The organism is Mycolicibacterium chengduense (genome assembly GCF_033741155.1).
GTDB lineage: Bacteria > Actinomycetota > Actinomycetes > Mycobacteriales > Mycobacteriaceae > Mycobacterium.
The window spans coordinates 990,103-1,011,629 of sequence record NZ_JAWQNH010000001.1; the positions used below are offsets into that span (position 1 = coordinate 990,103).

General features: G+C 68.6%; 23 protein-coding genes. 9 read left to right on the top strand and 14 right to left on the bottom strand.

Annotated elements, in window-relative coordinates:
* Positions 1–10: 10 nt before the first annotated feature.
* Genes SBI67_RS04970 through glf form a run of 4 tightly spaced genes read right to left on the bottom strand, consistent with a single transcriptional unit; the run spans position 11 to position 4,623 of the window.
* Complete coding sequence (locus tag SBI67_RS04970) at positions 11–928, bottom strand: decaprenyl-phosphate phosphoribosyltransferase (RefSeq protein WP_318979445.1); 918 nt, start codon at positions 926–928, stop codon at positions 11–13.
* A complete protein-coding gene (locus tag SBI67_RS04975; protein WP_318979446.1) occupies positions 928–1,449 on the bottom strand; it encodes a phosphatase PAP2 family protein in 522 nt (173 codons plus the stop codon). Before SBI67_RS04975 ends, SBI67_RS04970 begins: the two co-directional genes overlap by 1 nt.
* 1 nt (position 1,450) lies before the next feature.
* A complete protein-coding gene (locus SBI67_RS04980; RefSeq protein ID WP_318979447.1) occupies positions 1,451–3,388 on the bottom strand; it encodes a glycosyltransferase in 1,938 nt (645 codons plus the stop codon).
* Complete coding sequence (gene glf / locus SBI67_RS04985; RefSeq protein ID WP_318979448.1) at positions 3,385–4,623, bottom strand: UDP-galactopyranose mutase; 1,239 nt, start codon at positions 4,621–4,623, stop codon at positions 3,385–3,387. Before glf ends, SBI67_RS04980 begins: the two co-directional genes overlap by 4 nt.
* 235 nt (positions 4,624–4,858) lie before the next feature.
* Here glf and SBI67_RS04990 point away from each other — a divergent pair, with 235 nt between their 5' ends.
* Together SBI67_RS04990 and SBI67_RS04995 are read left to right on the top strand one after the other, a co-directional pair.
* Entirely contained in the window at positions 4,859–5,848 is a 990-nt protein-coding gene (locus tag SBI67_RS04990) for a hypothetical protein (protein WP_318979449.1), read from the top strand.
* 151 nt (positions 5,849–5,999) lie between these two features.
* On the top strand, positions 6,000–7,592 hold the full coding sequence (locus SBI67_RS04995) for an N-acetylmuramoyl-L-alanine amidase (RefSeq protein WP_318979450.1): 1,593 nt from the start codon (positions 6,000–6,002) through the stop codon (positions 7,590–7,592).
* A 24-nt stretch (positions 7,593–7,616) separates the two neighbouring features.
* Here SBI67_RS04995 and SBI67_RS05000 read toward each other — a convergent pair whose 3' ends face one another.
* Genes SBI67_RS05000 through SBI67_RS05010 form a run of 3 tightly spaced genes read right to left on the bottom strand, consistent with a single transcriptional unit; the run spans position 7,617 to position 9,969 of the window.
* Positions 7,617–8,429 (bottom strand): HAD family hydrolase, encoded by an 813-nt coding sequence (locus tag SBI67_RS05000; RefSeq protein WP_318979451.1) that lies wholly within the window; start codon positions 8,427–8,429, stop codon positions 7,617–7,619.
* A gap of 17 nt (positions 8,430–8,446) precedes the next feature.
* Complete coding sequence (locus tag SBI67_RS05005) at positions 8,447–9,193, bottom strand: lysophospholipid acyltransferase family protein (RefSeq protein ID WP_318979452.1); 747 nt, start codon at positions 9,191–9,193, stop codon at positions 8,447–8,449.
* A 5-nt stretch (positions 9,194–9,198) separates the two neighbouring features.
* On the bottom strand, positions 9,199–9,969 hold the full coding sequence (locus SBI67_RS05010; protein ID WP_266047168.1) for a lysophospholipid acyltransferase family protein: 771 nt from the start codon (positions 9,967–9,969) through the stop codon (positions 9,199–9,201).
* Positions 9,970–10,054: 85 nt separating this feature from the next.
* Between SBI67_RS05010 and SBI67_RS05015 the strand changes: the two genes are divergently transcribed.
* Together SBI67_RS05015 and SBI67_RS05020 are read left to right on the top strand one after the other, a co-directional pair.
* Positions 10,055–11,614, top strand: a complete 1,560-nt coding sequence (locus SBI67_RS05015; protein WP_318979453.1) for a Rieske 2Fe-2S domain-containing protein — start codon at positions 10,055–10,057, stop codon at positions 11,612–11,614.
* Positions 11,611–11,949, top strand: a complete 339-nt coding sequence (locus SBI67_RS05020; protein WP_318979454.1) for a hypothetical protein — start codon at positions 11,611–11,613, stop codon at positions 11,947–11,949. The genes SBI67_RS05015 and SBI67_RS05020 overlap by 4 nt, the downstream gene beginning before the upstream one ends.
* 3 nt (positions 11,950–11,952) lie before the next feature.
* On the opposite strand, the gene SBI67_RS05025 is transcribed toward SBI67_RS05020, so the two are convergent.
* The 5 genes from SBI67_RS05025 to serS form a co-directional block, all read right to left on the bottom strand.
* Entirely contained in the window at positions 11,953–12,297 is a 345-nt protein-coding gene (locus SBI67_RS05025) for a thiocyanate hydrolase (RefSeq protein WP_318979455.1), read from the bottom strand.
* Entirely contained in the window at positions 12,294–13,001 is a 708-nt protein-coding gene (scnC, locus tag SBI67_RS05030) for a thiocyanate hydrolase subunit gamma (protein ID WP_318979456.1), read from the bottom strand. The genes SBI67_RS05025 and scnC overlap by 4 nt, the downstream gene beginning before the upstream one ends.
* A complete protein-coding gene (locus SBI67_RS05035) occupies positions 13,001–13,840 on the bottom strand; it encodes an SH3-like domain-containing protein (RefSeq protein WP_318979457.1) in 840 nt (279 codons plus the stop codon). Before SBI67_RS05035 ends, scnC begins: the two co-directional genes overlap by 1 nt.
* Positions 13,841–13,948: 108 nt before the next feature.
* Positions 13,949–14,749 carry a DUF5718 family protein gene (locus SBI67_RS05040; protein WP_318979458.1) on the bottom strand — a complete coding sequence of 267 codons (801 nt, stop codon included), beginning with the start codon at positions 14,747–14,749 and terminating at the stop codon, positions 13,949–13,951.
* Positions 14,746–15,999, bottom strand: a complete 1,254-nt coding sequence (gene serS / locus SBI67_RS05045; protein ID WP_318979459.1) for a serine--tRNA ligase — start codon at positions 15,997–15,999, stop codon at positions 14,746–14,748. Before serS ends, SBI67_RS05040 begins: the two co-directional genes overlap by 4 nt.
* Positions 16,000–16,113: 114 nt before the next feature.
* On the opposite strand from serS, the gene SBI67_RS05050 reads away from it, so the two are divergent.
* The 3 genes from SBI67_RS05050 (at position 16,114) to SBI67_RS05060 (ending at position 18,271) form a co-directional block, all read left to right on the top strand.
* Complete coding sequence (locus SBI67_RS05050; protein ID WP_318979460.1) at positions 16,114–17,553, top strand: septum formation family protein; 1,440 nt, start codon at positions 16,114–16,116, stop codon at positions 17,551–17,553.
* A gap of 8 nt (positions 17,554–17,561) precedes the next feature.
* Entirely contained in the window at positions 17,562–17,912 is a 351-nt protein-coding gene (locus SBI67_RS05055) for a metallopeptidase family protein (protein WP_318979584.1), read from the top strand.
* A 119-nt stretch (positions 17,913–18,031) separates the two neighbouring features.
* A complete protein-coding gene (locus SBI67_RS05060) occupies positions 18,032–18,271 on the top strand; it encodes a hypothetical protein (protein ID WP_318979461.1) in 240 nt (79 codons plus the stop codon).
* Here the strand turns inward: SBI67_RS05060 and SBI67_RS05065 are convergent.
* The gene (locus tag SBI67_RS05065; RefSeq protein WP_318979462.1) at positions 18,223–18,894 is read right to left on the bottom strand and encodes a histidine phosphatase family protein; all 672 of its coding nucleotides are present in this window, start codon (positions 18,892–18,894) and stop codon (positions 18,223–18,225) included. The two genes, SBI67_RS05060 and SBI67_RS05065, sit on opposite strands and share 49 nt — an antisense overlap.
* Complete coding sequence (gene pheA / locus SBI67_RS05070) at positions 18,891–19,832, bottom strand: prephenate dehydratase (protein ID WP_318979463.1); 942 nt, start codon at positions 19,830–19,832, stop codon at positions 18,891–18,893. The genes SBI67_RS05065 and pheA overlap by 4 nt, the downstream gene beginning before the upstream one ends.
* A 115-nt stretch (positions 19,833–19,947) precedes the next feature.
* Here pheA and SBI67_RS05075 point away from each other — a divergent pair, with 115 nt between their 5' ends.
* Together SBI67_RS05075 and SBI67_RS05080 are read left to right on the top strand one after the other, a co-directional pair.
* Positions 19,948–20,739 (top strand): DUF2470 domain-containing protein, encoded by a 792-nt coding sequence (locus tag SBI67_RS05075; protein ID WP_318979464.1) that lies wholly within the window; start codon positions 19,948–19,950, stop codon positions 20,737–20,739.
* 32 nt (positions 20,740–20,771) lie between these two features.
* Positions 20,772–21,527 carry a CPBP family intramembrane glutamic endopeptidase gene (locus tag SBI67_RS05080; protein WP_318979465.1) on the top strand — a complete coding sequence of 252 codons (756 nt, stop codon included), beginning with the start codon at positions 20,772–20,774 and terminating at the stop codon, positions 21,525–21,527.

Here is a 21,527-nt window from a genome sequence, read left to right on the forward strand (position 1 = left end):
GCCGGCTCGGTCAGCCGAAGTAGACAGCGGCACCGACGGTTCCGATCAACGCCAGGGCGAGCAACTGCAGCACGCGGTCGTGCAGGGCGATGTCCTCGGGTTCGCCCGCGTCACCGCCGTCGATGTCGACGGCGTAGCGCAGGATCGCGACGGTGAACGGGATGATGGACACCGCCCACCAGGAGGCCGAGCCGCCGTCGCGCTCGAAGGCGAACAGGCCGTAACACAACACCACGGCGGTGGCCGACAGTGTCCACACGAAACGCAGATAGGAGCTGGTGTAGCTCTCCAACGATTTGCGGATCTTCGCGCCGGTGCGTTCGGCCAGCTGCAGTTCGGCGTACCGCTTGCCGGCGGCCATGAACAGCGAACCGAACGCCATCACCAGCAGGAACCACTGGGACAGCTGGATGTCGGTCGCCGCACCACCGGCGATGGCCCGGATCAGGTAAGCCGACGACACGATGCAAATGTCCAGCACGGCTTGATGTTTGAGCCCGAAGCAGTAGGCCAGTTGGATGCCGATGTAGACGGCGATGACGACGGCCAGGCTGGGACTGACGACATAGGAGATGACCAGCGCGGCCACCCCGAGCACGACGGCAATGCCGTAGGCCAGTGACTCCGGGACCACACCGGCCGCGATCGGCCGGAATCGTTTGGTCGGATGCTGGCGGTCGGCCTCGACGTCACGAGCGTCGTTGATCAGGTAGATGCACGACGCGGCCATCGAGAACACCACGAAGGCCACGGCGACCCGGGAGGCCAGGAAACCGTAGTCGTAGTGCACGTCGGTGCCCAGCGCCGCCAGCGGCGCGGCCAGGACCAACACGTTCTTGACCCACTGACGGGGACGCAGCGCCTTGACCAGGCCGCTCGCCAGGTTCCTCGGCGGCCCCAGAGTCGATTCCGGCGCTCCGTCACTCATCAGTTGCCCGCCTTCTTGTCAGCGATGACCTGAACCGCCTTGGCGGTGGCAAGTCCCACCGCCGCGCCGGTGAGCACATCCGTCGGGTAGTGCACGCCGAGCACCAAGCGCGACAACGCCATCGGGGGCACCAGCAGCCATGGCAGGCGCGAGCCGGTGGCCCGGCCGATCAAGACGGCGGCCGCGGTGGTCGAGGTGGCATGCGCGGACGGGAAGCTCAGCCGGCTTGGGGTACCGACGTTGACGGCGATCGCCGGGTGGTGTGGGCGTTCGCGTTTGACGACGCGTTTGATCACCACCGCCGCCGCGTGTGCGGCGAAGGCGCCGATACCGGCGGCCAGCCAGGCGCGCCGGTGCCGCGGCTGCAGCATCGCGCCGAGGGCGGCGACGCCAACCCAACCGGCGCTGTGCTCACCGAAATGCGAAAGGGCGCGCGCGGCCGGAAGTACCCCCGGCCGGCCGGCCAGCGTGGCCTGCACCACCACCAGCGCGGTCTCCTCGCGCGTCAGATCACCGGCCATCTCAGGCCTTTTCCAGGGAGGTGCTGTCGGCATGCGCGTTGAGCACTGCCTCCCACCGCTGCGGACTGGTCAGCTCCGGCAGTGCCGCGCGGTACACCTTGCGCATCCGGTTGAACTTGCGGGCCAACAGCGCTTGCCGCTTCAGCGATTCCCGCAGCAGCTCGAACATCTTGGCCCGGTCACGCTGGCGGTACACCACGCCGCGGCCGTCGGCGGTGGTGACGGTGACCCCGTCCACCTTGCACAGCGAGAACCACCGGGCGTCCTGGGTGGCGACGTTGATCTGCGGGCGCACATGGTGTGCCGGATCGTGCGGCTTGAGCTGGTGCACCACACCACGGGTCAGGCGCAGCGAGATGGACAGCGGGCTGGTGGGGATCTTCACCTTCTTGCGCCACTTCTTGTCCGAGGGTGTCGGCAGCGCGGTCGCGCTGGGCAGCACCACCGCGTCGGGATATTCCTGGCGCATGGCCCGCACCTCGGGCAGCGCCGATTCCAGGATGGAGAAGATGTGCTCTGGACCCGCCAGGAAGTCGTCCATCGCCTTGTTCTGGATGGCGACGGTCGAATATTCAAGACAGAGAAGATGTTTCAACGTCGCCTTGAGGTGGCTGGCCAGCAGGCCCTTGATGTCGCCGTCCCAGTGCAGCGCCGCGACCACCAGCCGGTTGCGCAGGTGGAAGTAGGCCTGCCAGTCGATGGCGTCGTCCTTGTCGCTCCAGGCCATGTGCCAGATGGCCGCACCCGGCAGCGTCACGGTGGGATAGCCGTGCTCACCGGCGCGCAGGCCGTACTCGGAGTCGTCCCACTTGATGAACAGCGGCAGCGGCTGGCCGAGCTCCTCGGCCACCTGCCGCGGGATCATGCACATCCACCAGCCGTTGTAGTCGACGTCGATGCGGCGGTGCAGGATTCGGCTGCGGTAGTGCTCTTCGTCGTTGAGCGGGTACTTGGCGAAGTTGTGGTCGTACTCGGTGTTGACCGCACCGGTCCACATGAAGTTGGCCGCGTCGACCATCTCGCCCATGACGTGCAGGTGCGAGGGCTCCTGCAGGTTGAGCATCTGCCCACCGACCAGGGTGGGCACCTTGGCGAACCGGCTCAGCGCCAGCGCCCGCAGGATGGAATCCGGCTCGATGCGGATATCGTCGTCCATGAACAGGATCTGCTGGCAGTCGGTGGCGCGCAGCGCCTCGTACATGACCCTGCTGTAGCCGCCGGAGCCACCGAGGTTGGGCTGGTTGTGGATGGTCAGCCGGTCGCCCAACGGGGCCGCCGCCGCGGCGAATCCGGGGTGGTCCTTGGCCTTCTTGGTGCCCTGATCGGAGACGATCACCGCGCTGATCACCTCGTCCACCAAGGGGTCCGAGGTCAGTGCGGCCAGCGCGCCGACGCAGTCGGCCGGCCGGTTGAACGTCGGGATGCCGAGCGCGATATCGGCCACGCCGGGTGCCGGGATGGGCGCGAACCAGCCCGCGCTGCGCACCGTCACCGCAGTGTCGGTGGTGATGTCGAACCAGATCCAGCCGCCGTCCTCGAACGGCTCAAGCCCGATCTCGAATTCGGCGACGCCCGACTCGACAATCTCGGTGCCACCCACCGTGATTCGGGCACCGGTCGCCTTGGAGCGGTATACGTCGACCCGGGCGCTGCCGGTCAGCTCGACCCGCAACACCACCGATTCCAGGATGGACCAGCGCCGCCAGTAACTCGCCGGGAAGGCGTTGAAGTAGGTGGCGAACGACACCTCGGATTCGGCGCCGATCTCCAGCGTGGTGCGGGTGGGGGCGTGCGCCCGCCGCGCGTTGGTGGCGGACTCCTCGATATAGAGCTTGCGGACGTCCAGCGGTTCACCGGGCCGCGGCAGGATCACCCGGGACAGCAGGCTGACCGCCCGGGACTCGGCACCGTCGAGGGCACCGGAGGGGATGTCACTCATGCTTTGCTGCTTTCGTCTGGGGCCGGCAGCGGCGCGCCGTCGCGCAGATGCGGGGCCAGGATGTTGTCGTACATGTTGAGCGCGCTGGCGATCGCCATGTGCATGTCGAGGTACTGGTAGGTACCCAACCGTCCACCGAAAAGCACTCCGGCGCTAGCCGTTTCGGCTCGGGCCCGATCGCGGTAGCCGGCCAGCAGGGCTCGGTCAGCCTCGGTGTTGATGGGGTAGTACGGTTCGTCGTCGTTCTCGGCGAAGCGGGAGAACTCCCGCATGATCACGGTCTTGTCGGCCGGGTAGTCCCGCTCGGGATGAAAGTGCCGGAACTCGTGGATCCTGGTGAACGGGACGTCGATGTCGTTGTAGTTCATCACCGGAGTGCCCTGGAAATCGCCGGTCGGCAGCACCTCGGTCTCGAAATCGAGCGTGCGCCAGCCCAGCCGGCCGTCGACATAGTCGAAGTACCGGTCCAACGGGCCGGTGTATACGACGGGCGCGTCCGGGGACTCCGCGCGCAACTCGTCGCGGACGTCGAACCAGTCGGTGTCCAACCGGACCTCGATCCGGTCGTCGGCGGCCATGTTCTGCAGCCAGGCCGTGTAACCGTCGGCGGGCAGGCCTTCGTAGGTGTCGTTGAAGTAGCGATTGTCGAAGGTGTAGCGCACCGGCAGCCGGTTGATGATCGCGGCAGGCAGCTCGGCCGGATCGGTCTGCCACTGCTTGGCGGTGTAGCCCTTGACGAACGCCTCGTAGAGCGGACGGCCGATCAGCGAGATGGCCTTCTCTTCCAGGTTCTGTGCGTCGGCGGTGTGGATCTCGGCCGCTTGCTCGGCGATCAACGCCCGCGCCTCGTCGGGGCTGAAGTACCGGCCGAAGAACTGCGAGACCAAACCCAGGCCCAGCGGGAACTGGTAGGCCTGCCCCTTGTGCAGTGCGAACACCCGGTGCTGGTAGCCGGTGAACTCGGTGAACTGACGCACGTAGTCCCACACCCTCTTGTTGCTGGTGTGGAACAGGTGGGCCCCGTACTTGTGGATTTCGATCCCGGTTTCCGGCTCGGGCTCGGAGTAGGCATTGCCGCCGATATGCGGCCGGCGTTCGACCACCAGGACCCGCTTGCCCAGCTGGGTGGCGGCGCGCTCGGCGATGGTCAGGCCGAAGAAGCCCGAACCCACGACGAGGAGGTCGAAACGACCGGTGGCAGGGCGCGCGGCAACGCGGGCAGATTGATCGGTCATCGGCAGCAAGGGTATCCGACCGCGCCCCACGCCCCCGAAACGTGGGACGGCGCCACGTCCTGGACAGGTCGCAATTCGCTCACGATTCAATATCGTCACTCTAGACCCAGTAGTCACAGCAGTACCATCGTTCACGTTGGCAGACGCTGGTTTTACAAGGCACAGAACCGTTGTCGCCGACGTGTTTCACGCACAACAACCGCAAACACGTAGTCCATGTATTGAGGAGACTTCCGTGCCGAACCGACGTCGACGCAAGCTCTCGACAGCCATGAGCGCAGTCGCCGCCCTGGCCGTCGCAAGTCCAGTTGCCATTGCCGCGCTCTCAGAACTACCCGCCAAGGACGAACAGCCCCAGCACCGGCAGTTCGTGCAGGCGGCGCTGATCACCGACCTTCCCGGCGAGTTGATCTCGGCCCTGTCCCAGGGGTTGTCCCAGTTCGGGGTCAATCTGCCCCCGATGCCGACGGGGATCCTCACCGGTTCGCCGGCGGCCAGCCCGGTGCTGACGTCGCCGGGTCTCGGCGCCACCGGCCTGACCTCCCCAGGGCTGACCTCACCGGTCCTCACCTCGCCCGGCCTGAGCACACCGGGGCTGAGCACTCCCGGCCTGACCTCGCCGACCGGACTCACGCCGGGTCTGCAGGGCTCGGGGACCACCGCGCCCGGACTCAGCGTGCCGCCGATCAACTCGACGACCCCGTCGCTGACCGATCCGTCGAACACCAACCCGGCGCTGACCGGCGCCACCCCGGGACTCACCTCACCGCTGTCGCCGAGCCTGGCCACCCCGGCCAGCCTGGGCACCACGCCAGGTCTGGGTACACCGGGCTTGGGCACGCCGGGCTTGGGCACACCGGGTCTGGGCGGCACCGGCCTCGGCGAGGTGCCGATCTCGTCTCCGATCGGGCTGGACCCGATGGCGGGCACCTACCCGATCCTCGGCGGCGACCCGAGCCTGGGTCTGGGTGCACCCGCGGCCACCAGCGGGGGCGGCGGACTGCTCGGCGACCTGAACAGCGCGGCTCAGCAGCTGGGCGCCGGACAGGCCATCGACCTGCTCAAGGGCATGGTGATGCCGGCCATCCAGTCGGCCATCAAGCAGGCGGCGCCCGCAGCGGCCCCGGCCGCGGCAGCCGCCGCACCGGTTGCCGACGCCGCCAGCACCGCGGCCAGCACGGCGACGGGGGCGGTGGCCCAGGTCGCTTCAGGCGCGGGCGCCTAGTCAAACCCCAGGCGCGGGCGCCTGATCTCAAGCCTGTCACCGAACGGCACCGCAGAAGCCATTCCGGCTCTGCGGTGCCGTTATGTGCTGACCGAAATTTCGTATCGTGTCGAAACTCTGGTAACACAAGTCCCATACGTAACATCGGGGCGTGTTACGTCGTCGCCCCGCACCGTCACTGCTGCTCTCCGCAGTCGTCGGCACGGTCGTCATCCTGCCGTGGGCGATCAACGGCGTACCCGAGACCGACAAGCAGCCCCCGGTGGCCATCAGCCAGCAGCCGTTGAACGACGTGCGCGGCACCGACGCCGCCGGGGAGACCATCAAGGAAGTCCACCAGGACACCCCGTTTTCCTTGGTGGCGATCACCGCCGACGACCTGGACGGCACCACCGCGCGGGTCCGCGCCAAGCAGCCCGACGGCTCCTGGGGCCCGTGGTACGAGACCGAGACCCTGGACGGGGTCGGGCCGCAGGGCAAAGCGACGCACGGCACCGAGCCGGTGTTCGTCGGCCGCACCACGACCGTGCAGATCGCGGTTCGTCATGCGGCCCCGGCACCCGCGCCGGTGAAACACGACCTGGGCTACATCCCGGCCAATGTCGAGCAGCCACTGCCGCAGAACGTCAACGCCGTGCTTATCAGTCCGCCCAAGGCGCCGATCGACGTGCAGTTCAACCCGCCCGCGGCCGCCACGACCATTCCCGGCCAGCCACCGAACATCATCAGTCGCGCCCAGTGGGGTGCCGACGAGGGGATGAAATGTGGCGCCCCCATCTACAACCAAGGGGTGCGGGCCGGGGTCGTGCACCACACGGCAGGCAGCAACGACTACCTGCCGGAGGACTCCGCGGCGATCGTCCGCTCGATCTACGAGTACCACGCCCGCACCCTGGGCTGGTGCGATATCGCCTACAACGCCCTGGTGGACAAGTACGGGCAGGTGTTCGAGGGCCGGGCGGGCGGCATGGACCGCCCTGTGCAGGGCGCCCACACCGGCGGCTTCAACACCGACACCTGGGGTGTGGCCATGCTCGGCGACTTCGACACCGAGCCGCCCACCCCGATCCAGTTGCGCACCACCGGCCGGCTGCTCGGCTGGCGGCTGGGGCTCGACCACGTCGACCCGTTGGGCACCGTCACCCTGACCTCGGCCGGCGGTGACTTCACCAAGTTCCCGCAGGGCGCCGTGGAGACCTTGCCCACCATCTTCACGCACCGCGACGTGGGCAACACCGACTGCCCTGGCAACGCCGCCTACGCCCTGATGCCGGTGCTGCGGGATATCGCCGCCCGGTTCAACCGGCCGGCCGGGCCCGCCGATCTGGTGGACACCCTGCGCGGCGGCGCCATCTTCGCCAAGTGGCAGGCGATGGGCGCCGACAAGGGCCCGCTGGGTATGCCGACCTCACCGGAGGCCGCCGGCGACGGCACCGCCCGCTATGTCACCTTCGACCGCGGCGCCATGTACTGGTCACCGGTCACCGGTGCCCAACCGGTGACCGGCGCCATCTACGACGCTTGGGGCGCACTGGGTTTCGAGCGCGGCGCACTCGGCCTGCCGACCAGCGGGGAGATCGGCGAGCCGCAGTGGATCGTGCAGAACTTCCAGCACGGCACCCTGAACTTCGACAGGGAGACCGGTGCGGTCACCCGGGTCACCGATGGCGTGCCGCTGAAACTGCCACCGCCGAATCACTCCCCCATCCAGGTGGAGCGGTTCACCCCGATCGACGCGCGCTGAGCGGTCGACCCCGCCGGATTGCGGTCACATCCACCAGCGTTCGAGCACCCGGGCCACCCCGTCGTCGGCGTTGGTGGTGGTGACCTCGTCGGCAACCGCGACGGCGTCGGGGTGCGCGTTGCCCATGGCCACCCCGTGCCCGGCCCAGCTCAACATCGGGATGTCGTTGGGCATGTCACCGAAGGTCACCACATCCTCGGCGGCGATCCCCAGCGGACCGGTCACCTCTGCGATGCCCGAGGCCTTGCTGACCCCGCGTGGCGTCACCTCGATCAGACCATTGTTGGTCGAGTAGGTCAGATCGCCCTGGACGCCGACGTAGGGCGCCAGCGCCGCGGCCATATCGGCGCTCTGCGCCCCGGCCTTCCGGATCAGCAGCTTGACCGCGGGGGCGCTGAGCAGGTCCTCGAGGGACACCTCGGTGTTGTCCGGGTTGAGCCAGGCGTGCTCGTAACCGGGTGAACTGACGAACTGCGGAGTCGCGGCGTCGTGCGCGCTGCGGCCCACCCGTTCCACCGCCAACCCGGCACCGGGGATCACCGAGGTGGCGATATCGGCCAGCGCGGTGAGCACCTCGGCCGACAAGGTGCGCGCCGACACGATCCGGTCGTTGGCGGCGTCATAGATCACCGCGCCGTTGGCACAGACCGCCATCGGGGCGAAGCCGAGCTGCTCGACCACCGGCGGCACCCAGCGCGGCGGACGGCCGGTGGCCAGCACGAAATGCGTTCCGGCGGCCACGGCGGCACGCACGGCGGCGCGGGTCCTCGGCGTGACGTTCTCGTCCTCGTCGAGCAGTGTGCCGTCGACGTCCGTGGCGATCAGTGCGGGCAACATTGCGTGCCTCCCAAGATTCAGTGTCTCCCGAGTTGTCTACGACCCCGCTCGGCGAGCTCGACCTCGTCGAGACGGGCGGCTTCCTCGGGGGTGGGTGCGCCGCCGCCGAGCCGCCGCGGCACCCAGTGGGCACCCGCAGGATGCGGGTAATTCTCTTGTACAGCGTGCAGCAGCGACTGCATCGCGTGGCGCAGTCCGGCCATGATCTGGTCGACACTGCCGTCGGGTGACAGCGCCGGACCCAGCGCCACCGTGATGGGGATGTGATTGCGGCCCAAGGCCTTCGGATGATCCTTGGTCCAGACGCGGTGCGCTCCCCAGACGATGAGCGGAATGATCGGCACCTGTGCGTCCAGTGCCATCCGCGCCGCCCCGGTCTTGAATTCCTTGAGCTCGAAGCTGCGGCTGATGGTGGCCTCGGGATACACCCCGACCAGCTCACCGGCACGCAGACGCTCGACGGCGATCGGGTAGGCCGCACCGCCGGCGCTGCGGTCCACCGGGATGGTGCCGGCATGTTTGATCAGGAAGTGGACCCCGCGCACGTCCTGCATCTCGGCCTTGATCATGAACCGCATCCGGCGCTTGCGGGCCGTCGCCGCCAGTGCCGCGGGCAGGAAATCCACATAGCTGGTGTGGTTGATCGCGACCACCGCTCCGCCGGACCGCGGAAGGTACTCCAACCCCTGGAAGTCCAACCTGGTGCCGGTGACGCGCATCGCCGTTCTCCCCGCGATTTCGAGGGAACGAAAAACCGGCTCCATTCGCGCTACTCCGGCGCCTCGCCGGCGCGCTGGGCCCGGCGGGCCGCCTTCTCCGCAGCCTCTTCGGCATCCATCCGATCGGCCTCGGCCAGCGTCGGGGCCCCACCACCCAACCGGTGCGGCACCCAGTACTCGCCCGCCGGATAAGGTCCGTAGTCGTCTTGGACCTGCTCCAGCAGATGTTGCATGCGCGAATGCAGCAGCGCGGTCAGCTCGGCGGCCGGCAGGGTGGGGTAGATGGGCTCGCCCACCGCGACCGTGATCGGCACCTTCGGCCGCCACATGTTGCGCGGATGCCCCTTGGTCCAGACCCGCTGGGCGCCCCAGACGATGTGCGGGACGATCGGCACGTCGGCGGCGATGGCCATCCGCGCTGCCCCTGACTTGAATGCCTTGATCTCGAAGCTGCGGCTGATGGTGGCCTCGGGATACACCCCCACCAGCTCGCCGGCCTTGAGCGCCTGACAGGCAGCGGTGAACGACTCGGCGCCGCTGTCACGGTCCACCTCGATATGGCGCAGGCTGCGCATGATCGGGCCGCTGATCTTGCTGTCGAAAACCTCTTTCTTCGCCATGAAGCGGACCTTGCGGCCCCGGTGCTGCAGATACGCGGGCAGCCCGGCGAAGGTGAAGTCGAAGTAGCTGGTGTGGTTGATCGCGATCACGGCACCCCCGGTGACCGGGAGGTGCTCCACCCCGGTCACGGTGAACTTCAAGCCCTGCAACCGCCACACGAGGCGAGCGGCTTGGATGACAGTCCCGTATACCGGCTCCACAGTGCACAGCGTAGTGCGGCAGCGGTCACCCGGCGGCTCCGGTTACCCTGATACCGCACGGCTGTAACCACGTGAAAGGGTATTTGTGCAGGTCACGAGTGTGGGGCACGCAGGCTTCCGGATCGATACGACGGCCGGCAGCATCTTGTGCGACCCCTGGGTCAATCCCGCGTACTTCGCCTCTTGGTTCCCCTTCCCGGACAACAGCACGTTGGACTGGGACGCCTTGGGCACCTGCGACTACCTCTACGTCAGCCACCTGCACAAAGACCACTTCGATCCGGCGACGCTGCGCGACCACGTCAACAAGGACGCCGTGGTGCTGCTGCCGGACTTCCCGGTGCCCGATCTGCGCCGCGAACTGGAGGCCCTCGGGTTCCACCGCTTCCTCGAGACGACCGATTCGGTGAAACACACCGTCAGTGGACCCAAGGGTGAGCTGGACGTGATGATCATCGCGCTGCGGGCGCCCGCCGACGGCCCGATCGGTGATTCGGGGCTGGTGGTCTCCGACCGCGTCACCACCGCGTTCAACATGAACGACGCGCGACCGATCGACCTGGACATGCTGGCCCGCGAGTTCGGCCACATCGACGTACACATGCTGCAGTACTCCGGTGCCATCTGGTATCCGATGGTCTACGACATGCCCGCCCGGGCCAAGGAGGCCTTCGGCATCCAGAAGCGGCAGCGCCAGATGGACCGCTGCCGTCAGTACATCGCCCAGGTCGGCGCCACCTGGGTGGTGCCGTCGGCCGGGCCACCGTGCTTCCTGGACCCAGAGCTGCGCGACCTGAACGACGACCACGGCGATCCGGCCAACATCTTCCCCGACCAGGTGGTGTTCCTGGATCAGCTGCGCACCCACGGTCACCACGGCGGGCTGCTGATGATTCCCGGATCGACGGCGAATTTCACCGGCTCGCAACTGGATTCGCTGACCCATCCGGTCGACGATCCGGAGTCCATCTTCACCACCGGCAAGGCCGCCTACATCGAGGAGTACGCGCAGCGGATGGCCCCGGTGCTGGCCGCCGAGAAGGCGGCGTGGGCACCGGCCGACGGCGAGGCCCTCTTGGAGCCGCTGCGGGCCCGCTTCGAGCCGATCATGGCCCAGTCCGACCAGATCTGCGACGGGATCGGATACCCCGTAGAGCTGCGGCTGCCCGGGCCGTCGCACACCGAGACCGTCGTGTTGGACTTTCCCAAACGGGCTGTGCGCGAGCCGATTCCGGATGAGAAGTTCCGGTACGGCTTCGAGATCCCGGCGCAGCTGGTGCGCACCGTGGTGCGCGACAACGAGCCCGACTGGGTGAACACCATCTTCTTGTCCACCCGGTTCCGCGCCTGGCGCGTCGGCGGCTACAACGAATACCTGTACACGTTCTTCAAATGCCTCACCGACGAGCGGATCGCCTACGCCGACGGCTGGTTCGCCGAGGCGCACGACGACAGCGCCTCCACCGTGCTCGACGGCTGGGAGATCCAGCGCCGCTGTCCGCACCTCAAGGCGGACTTGTCCAAATTCGGTGTGGTGGAAGGTAATACACTGACCTGCAATCTGCACGGCTGGCAGTGGAACCTGGAGAACGGCCGCTGCCTGACCGCCAAGGGCCACCCGCTCAGGAGCGCCAGGACGTCATGACCAGGGCGGCGTCGTACGACGACGGGCTGATCCAGCTGGATCACCAGGCCCTGACGCTGCGGCGCTACCATTTCCCGTCCGGAACATCGAAAATCATCCCGCTGCAAGCGATCCGGGGCTACAAGACGGAGTCGCTGGGCCTGCTCTTCGACCGGTTCCGGATCTGGGGGCCGTCGGACGACCCCCGCCGCTGGCTGCCGCTGGACGTGTGGCGGCCGATCAAGTCCACCCTGATCGTGCTCGACGTGCCGGGCACCCGGCCCAGCCCGGCGTTCACCCCGCTGCGGGTCAGCGAGTTCGTGTCGGTGTTGGACGAGCTGCTGCACCGGCAGTGAGGGTCAGGCCTCCAGCCGGGCCCGCACCGCCGCCAGCCGCTGCGCCAGCTCGGCCTGCCCGATCACCCCGCGCACCAGCAGCGAATGGGCCAGGGACATCAGCTGGTTCTCCGGGTACGGCAGGTCGGCATACACCGTCGCCGAGAGCGCGTCCTCCTCGTCGCGGCGCTCCTTGAAATCCGGGAGGTCGGCTCCCTCGCACTCGGCCCGGTCGAGCGCGTCGCACAGCCCGTCCAGGCTCGTCTTCCACGGTGGGACCGGGTTCTCGACACCGTATTTCGCGGCCATCCGCGACCACACCTGATTGCGCTCGACGATGTCCGCCAGCGGTTCGGGTGGGGTGCTCATGCGCCGTTGGGGTGGATCGCGGGCCGAGTCGCCACCACGACGTTGGTCGTCACCCCCGCCTTGGGCAGCGCGACGCCGATCAGGCAGTCGCGGGTGACGATCTCGGCCAGCTGGTCCTCGGTCCAGCCGTCGGTGCCCTCGGGCCGCAGCGGCATCACCATGAAGCGATGTTTCTGGTTCGAATCCTGCACCCGCACTTCGATATCGTCATCCAGGTAGAGGCCGAACTCGGAGAGCACCTGCCGAGGCCAGCGCACCAGCCGGCGCCGGTAGTTGGGGGTGCGGTACCACTCGGGCGAATTGCCCAGGATCGGCCTCGGATAGCAGGAACACAACGCGCACACGATCACGTGGTGCACGCTCGGGGTGTCGGCGAGAATCTCGAACGCGGTGAAGTCACTGGGCGTGCCGAATCCGGTCGGTTCCAGCCAGTCGACCCCTACTTCCTTGCTCGCGGTCATCGGTTCGGCCAGCGCCAGCGCCTTGAAGTCGGGATCCAGCCAGGCCCGCGCCACCAGCCGCGCCGCCGGGGTCGGCCCGATCTGCTCGGCGAATTCGGTGAACCGGCGGTGCTCCTCGGCGGTGAAGATGCCCTTCTCGATGCACAGTTCGCGCAGGGCGATCTCCAGCACCTCGAAGTCGGTGATCTCGTCGACCATCGGCTTGACCGTGCGGTCGTGATCGTGATCGTGATGGTCGTGCATCAGGCGCCTCGCAACCAGTGTTCGGGGATCTCGGTTCGCAGGGTGTCGTTCGGCGACCCGGTGTAGTCGTCCCACAGGTCGGCCTGGTTGAACTGCACCACGTAGAACCACTCCGGCTCGGCATCGGAGCGGGCCCACGTCTCGTCCTCGGCGGCGGGACTCTCATAGGCGACGACGGCGATCTCGCCTTCGGCGCCGCGGCAGTATTCGGGGGTCCGGGTGTAGAACAGCACCGGCAGTTCGTCGCGCACCACCACGCGATCACCGACCGCGAACTTGGGGGCACCGGCCTGACCGGCGTAGACCTGCGGGTCACCCTTGCCCACCGCGTGGATGTGGTGCTCGTTGCGCTGGACCTGCGCGCCGTCGCCTGCGCCCTTCGGCTCGGCCCGTAGCTGTGTGCCGGCCAGGCCGTCGGCATAACGGTCGCGCACCTCGATCATCCGCTCGGTGAGCTCGGTGAGCCCGATGTGGTGCTTCTCGATCAGCACCCGCGCGACCGACAGCAGCCATCGGCCGTAGTAGGGGAAGCCTTGGTACACGGCGCGTCCCACGTCGACGTTGCCGATCCGGCGGCGCTCTTCGGAGAGCCAGATGCCGCGCCAGGCAAGCACTTCACACATGACATAGGTCATGTGCTCCCAGTACTCGTAATCCTTGTTGACATAGCGCATCGGGGCATCGGGTTCACCGCCGACATCGTGCACCGGTTTGGTCAGCGCGACGATCCGCCCGTGATCCATCAGATCGGGATAGGGCGCATCCGGGATCTCGGGAAAGGCCGATTTCAGCCGGCCCACCAGATCCAGTTGTGCAGCGCGTTCGGCGGCCGTACTCATGCGTGCTCCCCTCGGCAAGCGGCAGAGCCATCGCTTCGGGGTCAAGTACAGCGCACATCGGGGCGCCGCGAGGGCGGAACGGCTCGGATTGGCCGGCCGGCGCTGCGCTCAGCGGACCTTTTGGCGCAATTCGGAGCACGCGTCGGACGCGGTGTCGTACACCCGCACCACCGCCTCGTCGCCCGGCGACAGATAGGTCGACTCACCCAACGGGGTGTAGCGGGTGGCGCCGATCCCGATGAGCACGTGCTCGGGGTGTCCCGAGGCCACCATCAGCGCGCCGACATCCTCCAGCGGGGTGTCCGGTGCGCCCTTCTGGTTGGCCAGCCGTTCGGTGATCCAGTCCAGCAGCACCTCGCCGTAGTACGAGTAGCCCAGCAGCGGGCTGTCCACCCCGTACGCGTGCTCAGCACCGGCCGCGGTGTGCAGGTGGCACGACAGCCGCATGGTGGCCGTCGGGCCGTCCGGGGTGAGGTCGTGCGCCTCGAAGAACTGGCGCGCAACACCTTTGGAGGCCGGGCCCCAGTTCTTCTTGTGGCTGATCTTCGGTGCGCCGGGCCGCCGGATGGAGCAGTCGTTGAAGGCGCCGAGGGCGAACGGGCGTAGCGACACCACCGTGTCGCCCTGCCACGTCACCTCGCAGGCCAGCCCGACCTCGGGTTCGATCTGAAGATTCAGCGGCTCGTCACTGACTGGCAGGGCGATCTCGTCGTGCGACAGCGGGAACTCGCCGAGGAAGGTGTCACTGCCCGGCGCATACCACGGGAAGATGCCTTTCGGAGCATTACCGACCGCTGCCACGTTCGTGAAATCCACTGCCTCCCCGGCCTGTTCGAGATGGCCGGCGAAGTTGCCCGCCACCCCGAAACCGAACCAGTTCCGCAGCTGCGCATCGTCGAGTTCGATCACGCTGTCAGCACCTCCGTACCGAGATAGGGCACCAGCGCGGCGGGCACCCGGACACTGCCATCGGGCTGCTGGTGGTTCTCCAGGATCGCGACCAGCCACCGGGTGGTGGCCAAGGTCCCGTTCAGGGTGGCGGCGATCTGCGGTTTGCCGTCGTCGTCGCGGTAGCGGGTGGACAGCCTGCGGGCCTGGAAGGTCGAGCAGTTCGACGTCGAGGTGAGCTCACGGTAGGTGCCCTGGGTGGGCACCCACGCCTCGCAGTCGTACTTGCGCGCCGCCGACGAACCCAGATCGCCCGCGGCGACGTCGATCACCCGGTACGGCACCTCGATGGCCGCCAGCATCTCCCGCTGCCAACCCAGCAGCCGCTCGTGCTCGGCCTCGGCGTCCTCGGGCTTGCAGTAGACGAACGCCTCGACCTTGTCGAACTGGTGCACGCGGATGATGCCGCGGGTGTCCTTCCCGTAGCTGCCTGCCTCGCGCCGAAAGCAGGACGACCAGCCGGCGTAGCGCAGCGGCCCGCCGGACAGATCCAGAATCTCGTCGGCGTGGTAGCCGGCCAGCGGCACCTCAGAGGTACCGACCAGGTACAGGTCGTCATCGTCGAGGTGGTAGATCTCGTCGGCGTGCGCGCCGAGGAAGCCGGTACCGGCCATCACCTCGGGCCGCACCAGCACCGGCGGGATCATCAGGGTGAACCCGTTGGCGGTGGCCAGCCGGACCGCCAGCTGCAGCAGGCCCAGCTGCAGCAGCGCGCCCTGACCGGTCAGGAAGTAGAACCGCGACCCCGACACCTTGGCGCCGCGCTCCATGTCGATTAAGCCCAGCGCCTCGCCGAGCTCGAGATGATCCTTGGGCGACTCGATGGCCGGTGGCTCCCCGACTGTGTCCAGCACGACGAAGTTGTCCTCGCCGCCGGCCGGCACCCCGTCCACGATGACGTTGGCGACGGCCAGATGCGCAGCGGCGAAGGCACTCTCGGCCGCGGACTGCGCCGCTTCGGCGGCCTTGACCTCCTCGGCGAGTTGCTTGGCGCGCTCGAGCAGGGCCGGCCGCTCGTCGGGGGAGGCCTTGCCCACCGATTTGCTGGCCGTCTTCTGTTCGGCACGGAGATTGTCGGCGGCCGAGATGGCGGCGCGGCGGGCGGTGTCCGCATCCAGCAGCGCATCCACCAAGCCGGGGTCCTCGCCGCGGGCGCGCTGTGAGGCCCGCACCCGGTCCGGTTCGTCACGCAGCAGCTTGAGGTCGATCACGGCGGTAACCCTACTGTGCCGCCCGAATCGGCAGCACCGACCGGGGGCCGCATGCCACAACCACATAACGTTACAACCGCATCACTTGTCACAAGCCGTGACACGCCTGCCACAATGGAGCCGATGTTGGACGCACCAGAGCACCCGCAGCCGTTCCTTGACGAGGGGCCCCCGCCGCCCGCGTCACGGCGGCTGGCCTGGTTGCGTGACGCCCAGCTCACCCCCACTCGACGCGCGTTGCTGCTGACCGCCCTCGGCGGACTGATGATCGCCGGCGTGATCACCGTGCTGCCGGACACCGCGGCCGGTGGGCGGCTCGCCGTCCTCAGTTCGGGCACCGGCGGGTTGGCCCGGTCCAACAGCACGTTCGACCACGCCAGCAGCGGATCGTGCCTGAACTGGCCGGACCGGGTGCCCGATGCCGCCCAGATCGTCGACTGCACCACCGAGCACCGGTTCGAGGTGGCCGAGGCCATCGACCTGCGCACCTTCCCGGGCACCGAGTACGGTGCCGACGCCGCGCCGCCGTCGCCGGCACGCATCCAGCAGATCAGCCAGGAGCAGTGCCAGAGCGCGGTGCAGCGCTACCTGGGCGACAAGTACGACCCCAACGGCCGGTTCGCGGTGAGCCTGCTGTGGTCGGGGGAGAAGGCCTGGCGGCAGAACGGCGAGCGCCGCATGTTGTGCGGCCTGCAGTTGCCCGGTGCGGACAATCAGCAGCAGGCCTTCCAGGGCAAGGTCGCCGCGGTGGACCAATCCAAGGTGTGGCCCGCAGGGACCTGCCTGGGTATCGACCCGGCCACCAACCAGCCCACCGACATCCCGGTCGACTGCGCCAGCCCGCACGCGCTCGAGGTCACCGGCGCGGTCAACCTCGCCGAGAAGTATCCGGCCGGAGTGCCGCCCGAACAGGAGCAGGACGCCTACGTCAAGGACACCTGCACCAAGATCACCGAGGAGTACTTGGCGCCGCTCAAGCTGCGGACTACCACGCTGACGCTGGTGTACAGCACCATCTCGCTGCCCAGCTGGCTGGCCGGCAGCCATCAGGTGTCCTGCAGCATCGGCAGCACCCTGGGCAACGGTGGCTGGTCCACCCTGCTCAACAGCGCCAAGGGTGCGCTGATGATCAACGGCCGGCCGCCGGTGCCGCCGCCGGACATCCCCGACGAGCGCCTCAACATGCCGGCCATCCCGCCGCCGTCGATCGATCTGTCGCAGAGCCAGTCCTCGAGCGGGTACGACTCCAGCCAGTCCTCGCAGTCGACCCAGCAGACCCAGTCCAATCAGCATCTGCCCGGTCAGTCGACCCAGACGCCGGCCACCCAGAGCAGCCAGCCGTCGTCGACCCCGGCGCCCGCGCCTGGCAACACGTTCCTCAACGGACCGCCCCCGCCCGGCGATGCGCCGCCGGCCGATGGGCAGGCTCCGGGTGGCGCTCCGCTGGACGGACCGCCGCCGCCCGGGGATGCGCCCGTCGCGCCCCCACCCGCTGCGCCGCCGGTCGGCCCTGCGCCCGGTCCTGCGGAGCCGGTGCTGCCACCGGTGCAGTGACGCACCTGATGCCGGTGCCGATGAGCCGGAAACGGTTCGACGAGTTGGTCTCCGATGCCCTGGATCTGATCCCGCCGGAATTGGCCACCAGGGCCGACAACGTGGTGTTCCTGGTGCAGGGCCGCCATCCCGACGAGCCGGATCTGCTCGGCCTCTACGAGGGCGTCGCGCTCACCGAGCGGGATTCGTCCTATGGCGGATACCTGCCCGACACCATCACCATCTACCGCGATGCCCTGCTGGAGATGTGCGACACCGAGGAACAGGTGGTCGAGGAGGTGGCGATCACCGTCGTGCACGAACTGGCCCACCACTTCGGCATCGACGACGATCGGCTGCACGAATTGGGTTGGGGCTGAGGACTCATCAACCCGGGGCGAGCGAAGCGACGGGGGAAGACCCCGGGCGAGCGAAGCGACGGGGGGAAGACTCCGCGTGGGAACTCCGGCTTGTCGGTGCGCGGTGCTAAGAACGAACCATGAGGACCAGCGAGCAGCTGCACACGGGTGCGCACTGCCGCGAGTGCGCGGACGGCCTCGCGCACTGCCACGGCACGGTGATCCTGCACATCGGCCGGCGCGCCGAATGCACCGAGGATTGCGGCGATCCCGAGTTGGAGCACACCTACACCATCGACTGCATGGCCGTCGCGTGCGGTTGTGCCGAGGATCAGCCCATCGGGTCGGGCACGCTCTCCTCGGGCGATTTGTCCGCGTAGAACGGCGGGGCCAGCTCGCCCCACTGCACGCAACTCCACCGCCCGTCGGTGATCGGGCTGAGCACCACGCTCTCGGTGTTGGCCAGGTGGTGTTCCAGCGCGAATCGGCCGTCGACGCCGGCCAATACCGCGGCCACCAGCCGGATGGCCGCGCCGTGGCTGACCACGACGATGTCGTCGCGCCAATCGTGGTCATCGAGGTGCTGGATCCGCAGTTTGGTCAACACCGGCACGATGCGATCGAGCACCTGCTGTCCGCTTTCCCCGCCCGGCATCGACGCGTCGAGGTCGCCGAGCTGCCAGCGCCGGTAGATGCCTTCGAACTGTTCGACGGCGGCCTCGTCGGCGCGGTCCTCGAGGTGGCCGACCTGGACCTCGTAGATGTCGTCGAGCTCGCGCGGCGCCACCTCAAGGTGCCCGCCGATCCCGGCGGCGGTCTGCCGCGCCCGGGTGGCGACCGAGTGGGCGACCACGCCGACCGGCTGCTTCCAGTTCCGCGCGAAGACCCTGGCCTGTTCGTGCCCCAGCTCGGTCAGCTCGGCACCGGGCGGCCGGGTGTCCAAGCGCTTCTCGACGTTGCCGAACGACTGCCCGTGCCGTACTAGTACCAGCCGCCCGCTCACAATCGCTCCCCTCGCCGCAGTGCCGCCAGCCACCGCGTCGCCTCGCTCGAGGCCGGTGGTAGCGCCCCGACCGCGGCACCGGTCGGCCAGGACCCCAGGAAACGAACGTCGGCACAACGCCGGTGCAGCGCCGTGAGCGCCTCCGCGACAGCGCCGTCGTCGATATGCCCGACACAGTCCAGGAAGAACTTGTAGGTTCCCAATTCCGTTCGGGTGGGCCGGGATTCGATCCGGGTGAGGTCGATGTCACGCATCGCGAACTCGGTCATCGCGGCCACCAGCGCGCCGGGCTCGTTGTCCAGCCTCAGCACCACCGAGGTGCGGTCGGCGCCGGTGCGCCCGGGCGGCGGCGCCGGCCGCCCGACGAGCACGAACCTGGTGCGGGCGTTGGGTTCGTCGACGACGCCCGCGGCCAGCACGCGCAACGCGTAGCGTTCGGCCGCCAGCGCCGTGCTCACCCCCGCGTCGGCGCGGCCGGCCGCGACATCGGCCGCGGCGGCGGCATTGGACTGCGCGGGGATCACCGTGGCCCGCGGCAGTTCGGCGGCCAGCCAGCGCCGCACCTGCGCGGCGGCGACCGGGAAGGCCGCCACGGTGGCGATGTCCGGGGCGGCCGCGCCGGTCGCGCCTGCCCGGGTGACGATGCTGAACGCCACGTCGAGCGTGTGCTCGGCGAAGATCTGCAGGGCCGGCCCGGCGGCCAATCCGTCCAGGGTGGGCAGCACCGACCCCTCGATGGAATTCTCGATGGGCACGCACGCGTACTCGGCGTCGCCCGACCGCACGGCATCCAGCGCGGCGGCGGGGCTGTCATAGCCGACGGGCGTCACCTCGGCGTCGGAAGGATCGTTGCGGGGGATCATCGCGCCGGCCACCATCTGCAGCAACGCCGCCTCGGTGAACGTCCCCTCCGGTCCGAGATAGGCGATGCGCGGCACGTCTTCACCCTAGTGGCTCGCGCGGACGGCCCCGCCCGAGCCGAGAGGAAAACCTTGCGACCCCACCGCCGATGTAGTTAAGTAAGGCTTACCTCACTAACGGAAGGTGTATCGGATGACGACTGTGGTGGCGGCACCGACGACGGCCGAGCGGATCCGCAGCGCCTGCGCGCGGGTCGGCGGAGCGATGGTTGCGGTCGACGGCCTGGACCCCACCGCCACCCCGGTGCACCATCTGTTGGCCGACGGTTCGGTCGCGATCACCATTCCCGCCGACGGCGCACTGGCCGGCGCGCTGGTGTCGGCGGGCGCGGCCGGTATGCAAGCCGTGCTGGAGATGACCGACTATGCGCCGCTGCCGCTGCGCGAGCCGGTGCGCGCCCTGGTGTGGATGCGTGGCCGCCTGGTGCCCGTGCCCGCCGGCGACGTGGGCGGCCTACTCGACCTGATCGCCACCGAACACCCGAATCCCGCTCTGCTGCAAGTGAACAACGGCGCGCCCACCGATGGTGAGACACCGTACGCGTTGGTCCGCGTGGAAATCGAATCCGTGGTGGTCGCCGACTCGACCGGGGCCGAGTCGGTCGGTGTGGGCGCCCTGCTGGAGGCGCGGCCCGACCCGTTCTGTGGCCTGGAGTCCTGCTGGCTACGCCACCTGGAATCGGCGCATCGCGATGTCATCGAACGGCTGTCGGCCCGGTTGCCGATGACGCTGCGCAGTGGCCAGGTGCGGCCGTTGGGCCTGGATCGCTACGGCGTGCAACTGCGGGTCGAGGACGAAACCGGCGACCACGACGTCCGGCTGCCGTTCGCAAAACCGGTCGATGACGTGGCCGGGCTGAGCCAGGCCATCCGGGTGCTGATGGGTTGCCCCTTCCTCAACGGACTACGCGCGCGCCGGATCTGAGGTCACGCCGCGCGGCCACTAGCGTGGCTGCGGTGACCGAACCGGACCCGCTGCCCCGGCGCACCCTGCGCATCGAGGTCTTCGTCGTCCTCGCCGTCACCTTCGGGCTGAGCGCCTACACCGCGCTGCTGGACCTCATCGAGGCCGTCCTGCTGGGCCTGGCCGGCCGGCGGGTGGCCCTCAATCAGCGCCGGTCCCCGTTCGACCTCATCGACTTCGGCCTCAACATGGCCTCGGTCCTGCAGCTGGTGGCGTGGGGAGCCCTGGGGCTGTACCTGTTGTGGCGCAGCGGGTTCGGCCCCCGCCGCATCGGGCTCGGGCGCATCCGCTGGCATCCCGACGTGACCGGCGGCCTCGGGCTGGCCGCACTGATCGGCCTGCCCGGGCTGGGGCTCTACGTCGCGGCCCGGGTACTGGGCCTGAGCGCGGCCGTGGAACCGGCACAGCTCTACGACACCTGGTGGCGCATCCCCGTGCTGGTGGCGCTGGCCTTCGCCAACGGCTGGGCCGAGGAAATCATCGTCGTCGCGTTCCTGATCACGCGGCTGCGCCAGCTGCGCTTCAATCCGGTGGCCGCGTTGGCGATCTCGGCCGTGCTGCGCGGGGCTTACCACCTGTACCAGGGCTACTCCGCGGGCCTGGGCAACGTGGTGATGGGGCTGGTGTTCGGGTACGTCTGGATGCGCACGGGCCGGTTGTGGCCGCTGATCATCGCGCACGGCCTGATCGACACCGTCGCCTTCGTCGGCTACTCCTTGGCCGCGGGCCACCTGGCCTGGTTGACCTGA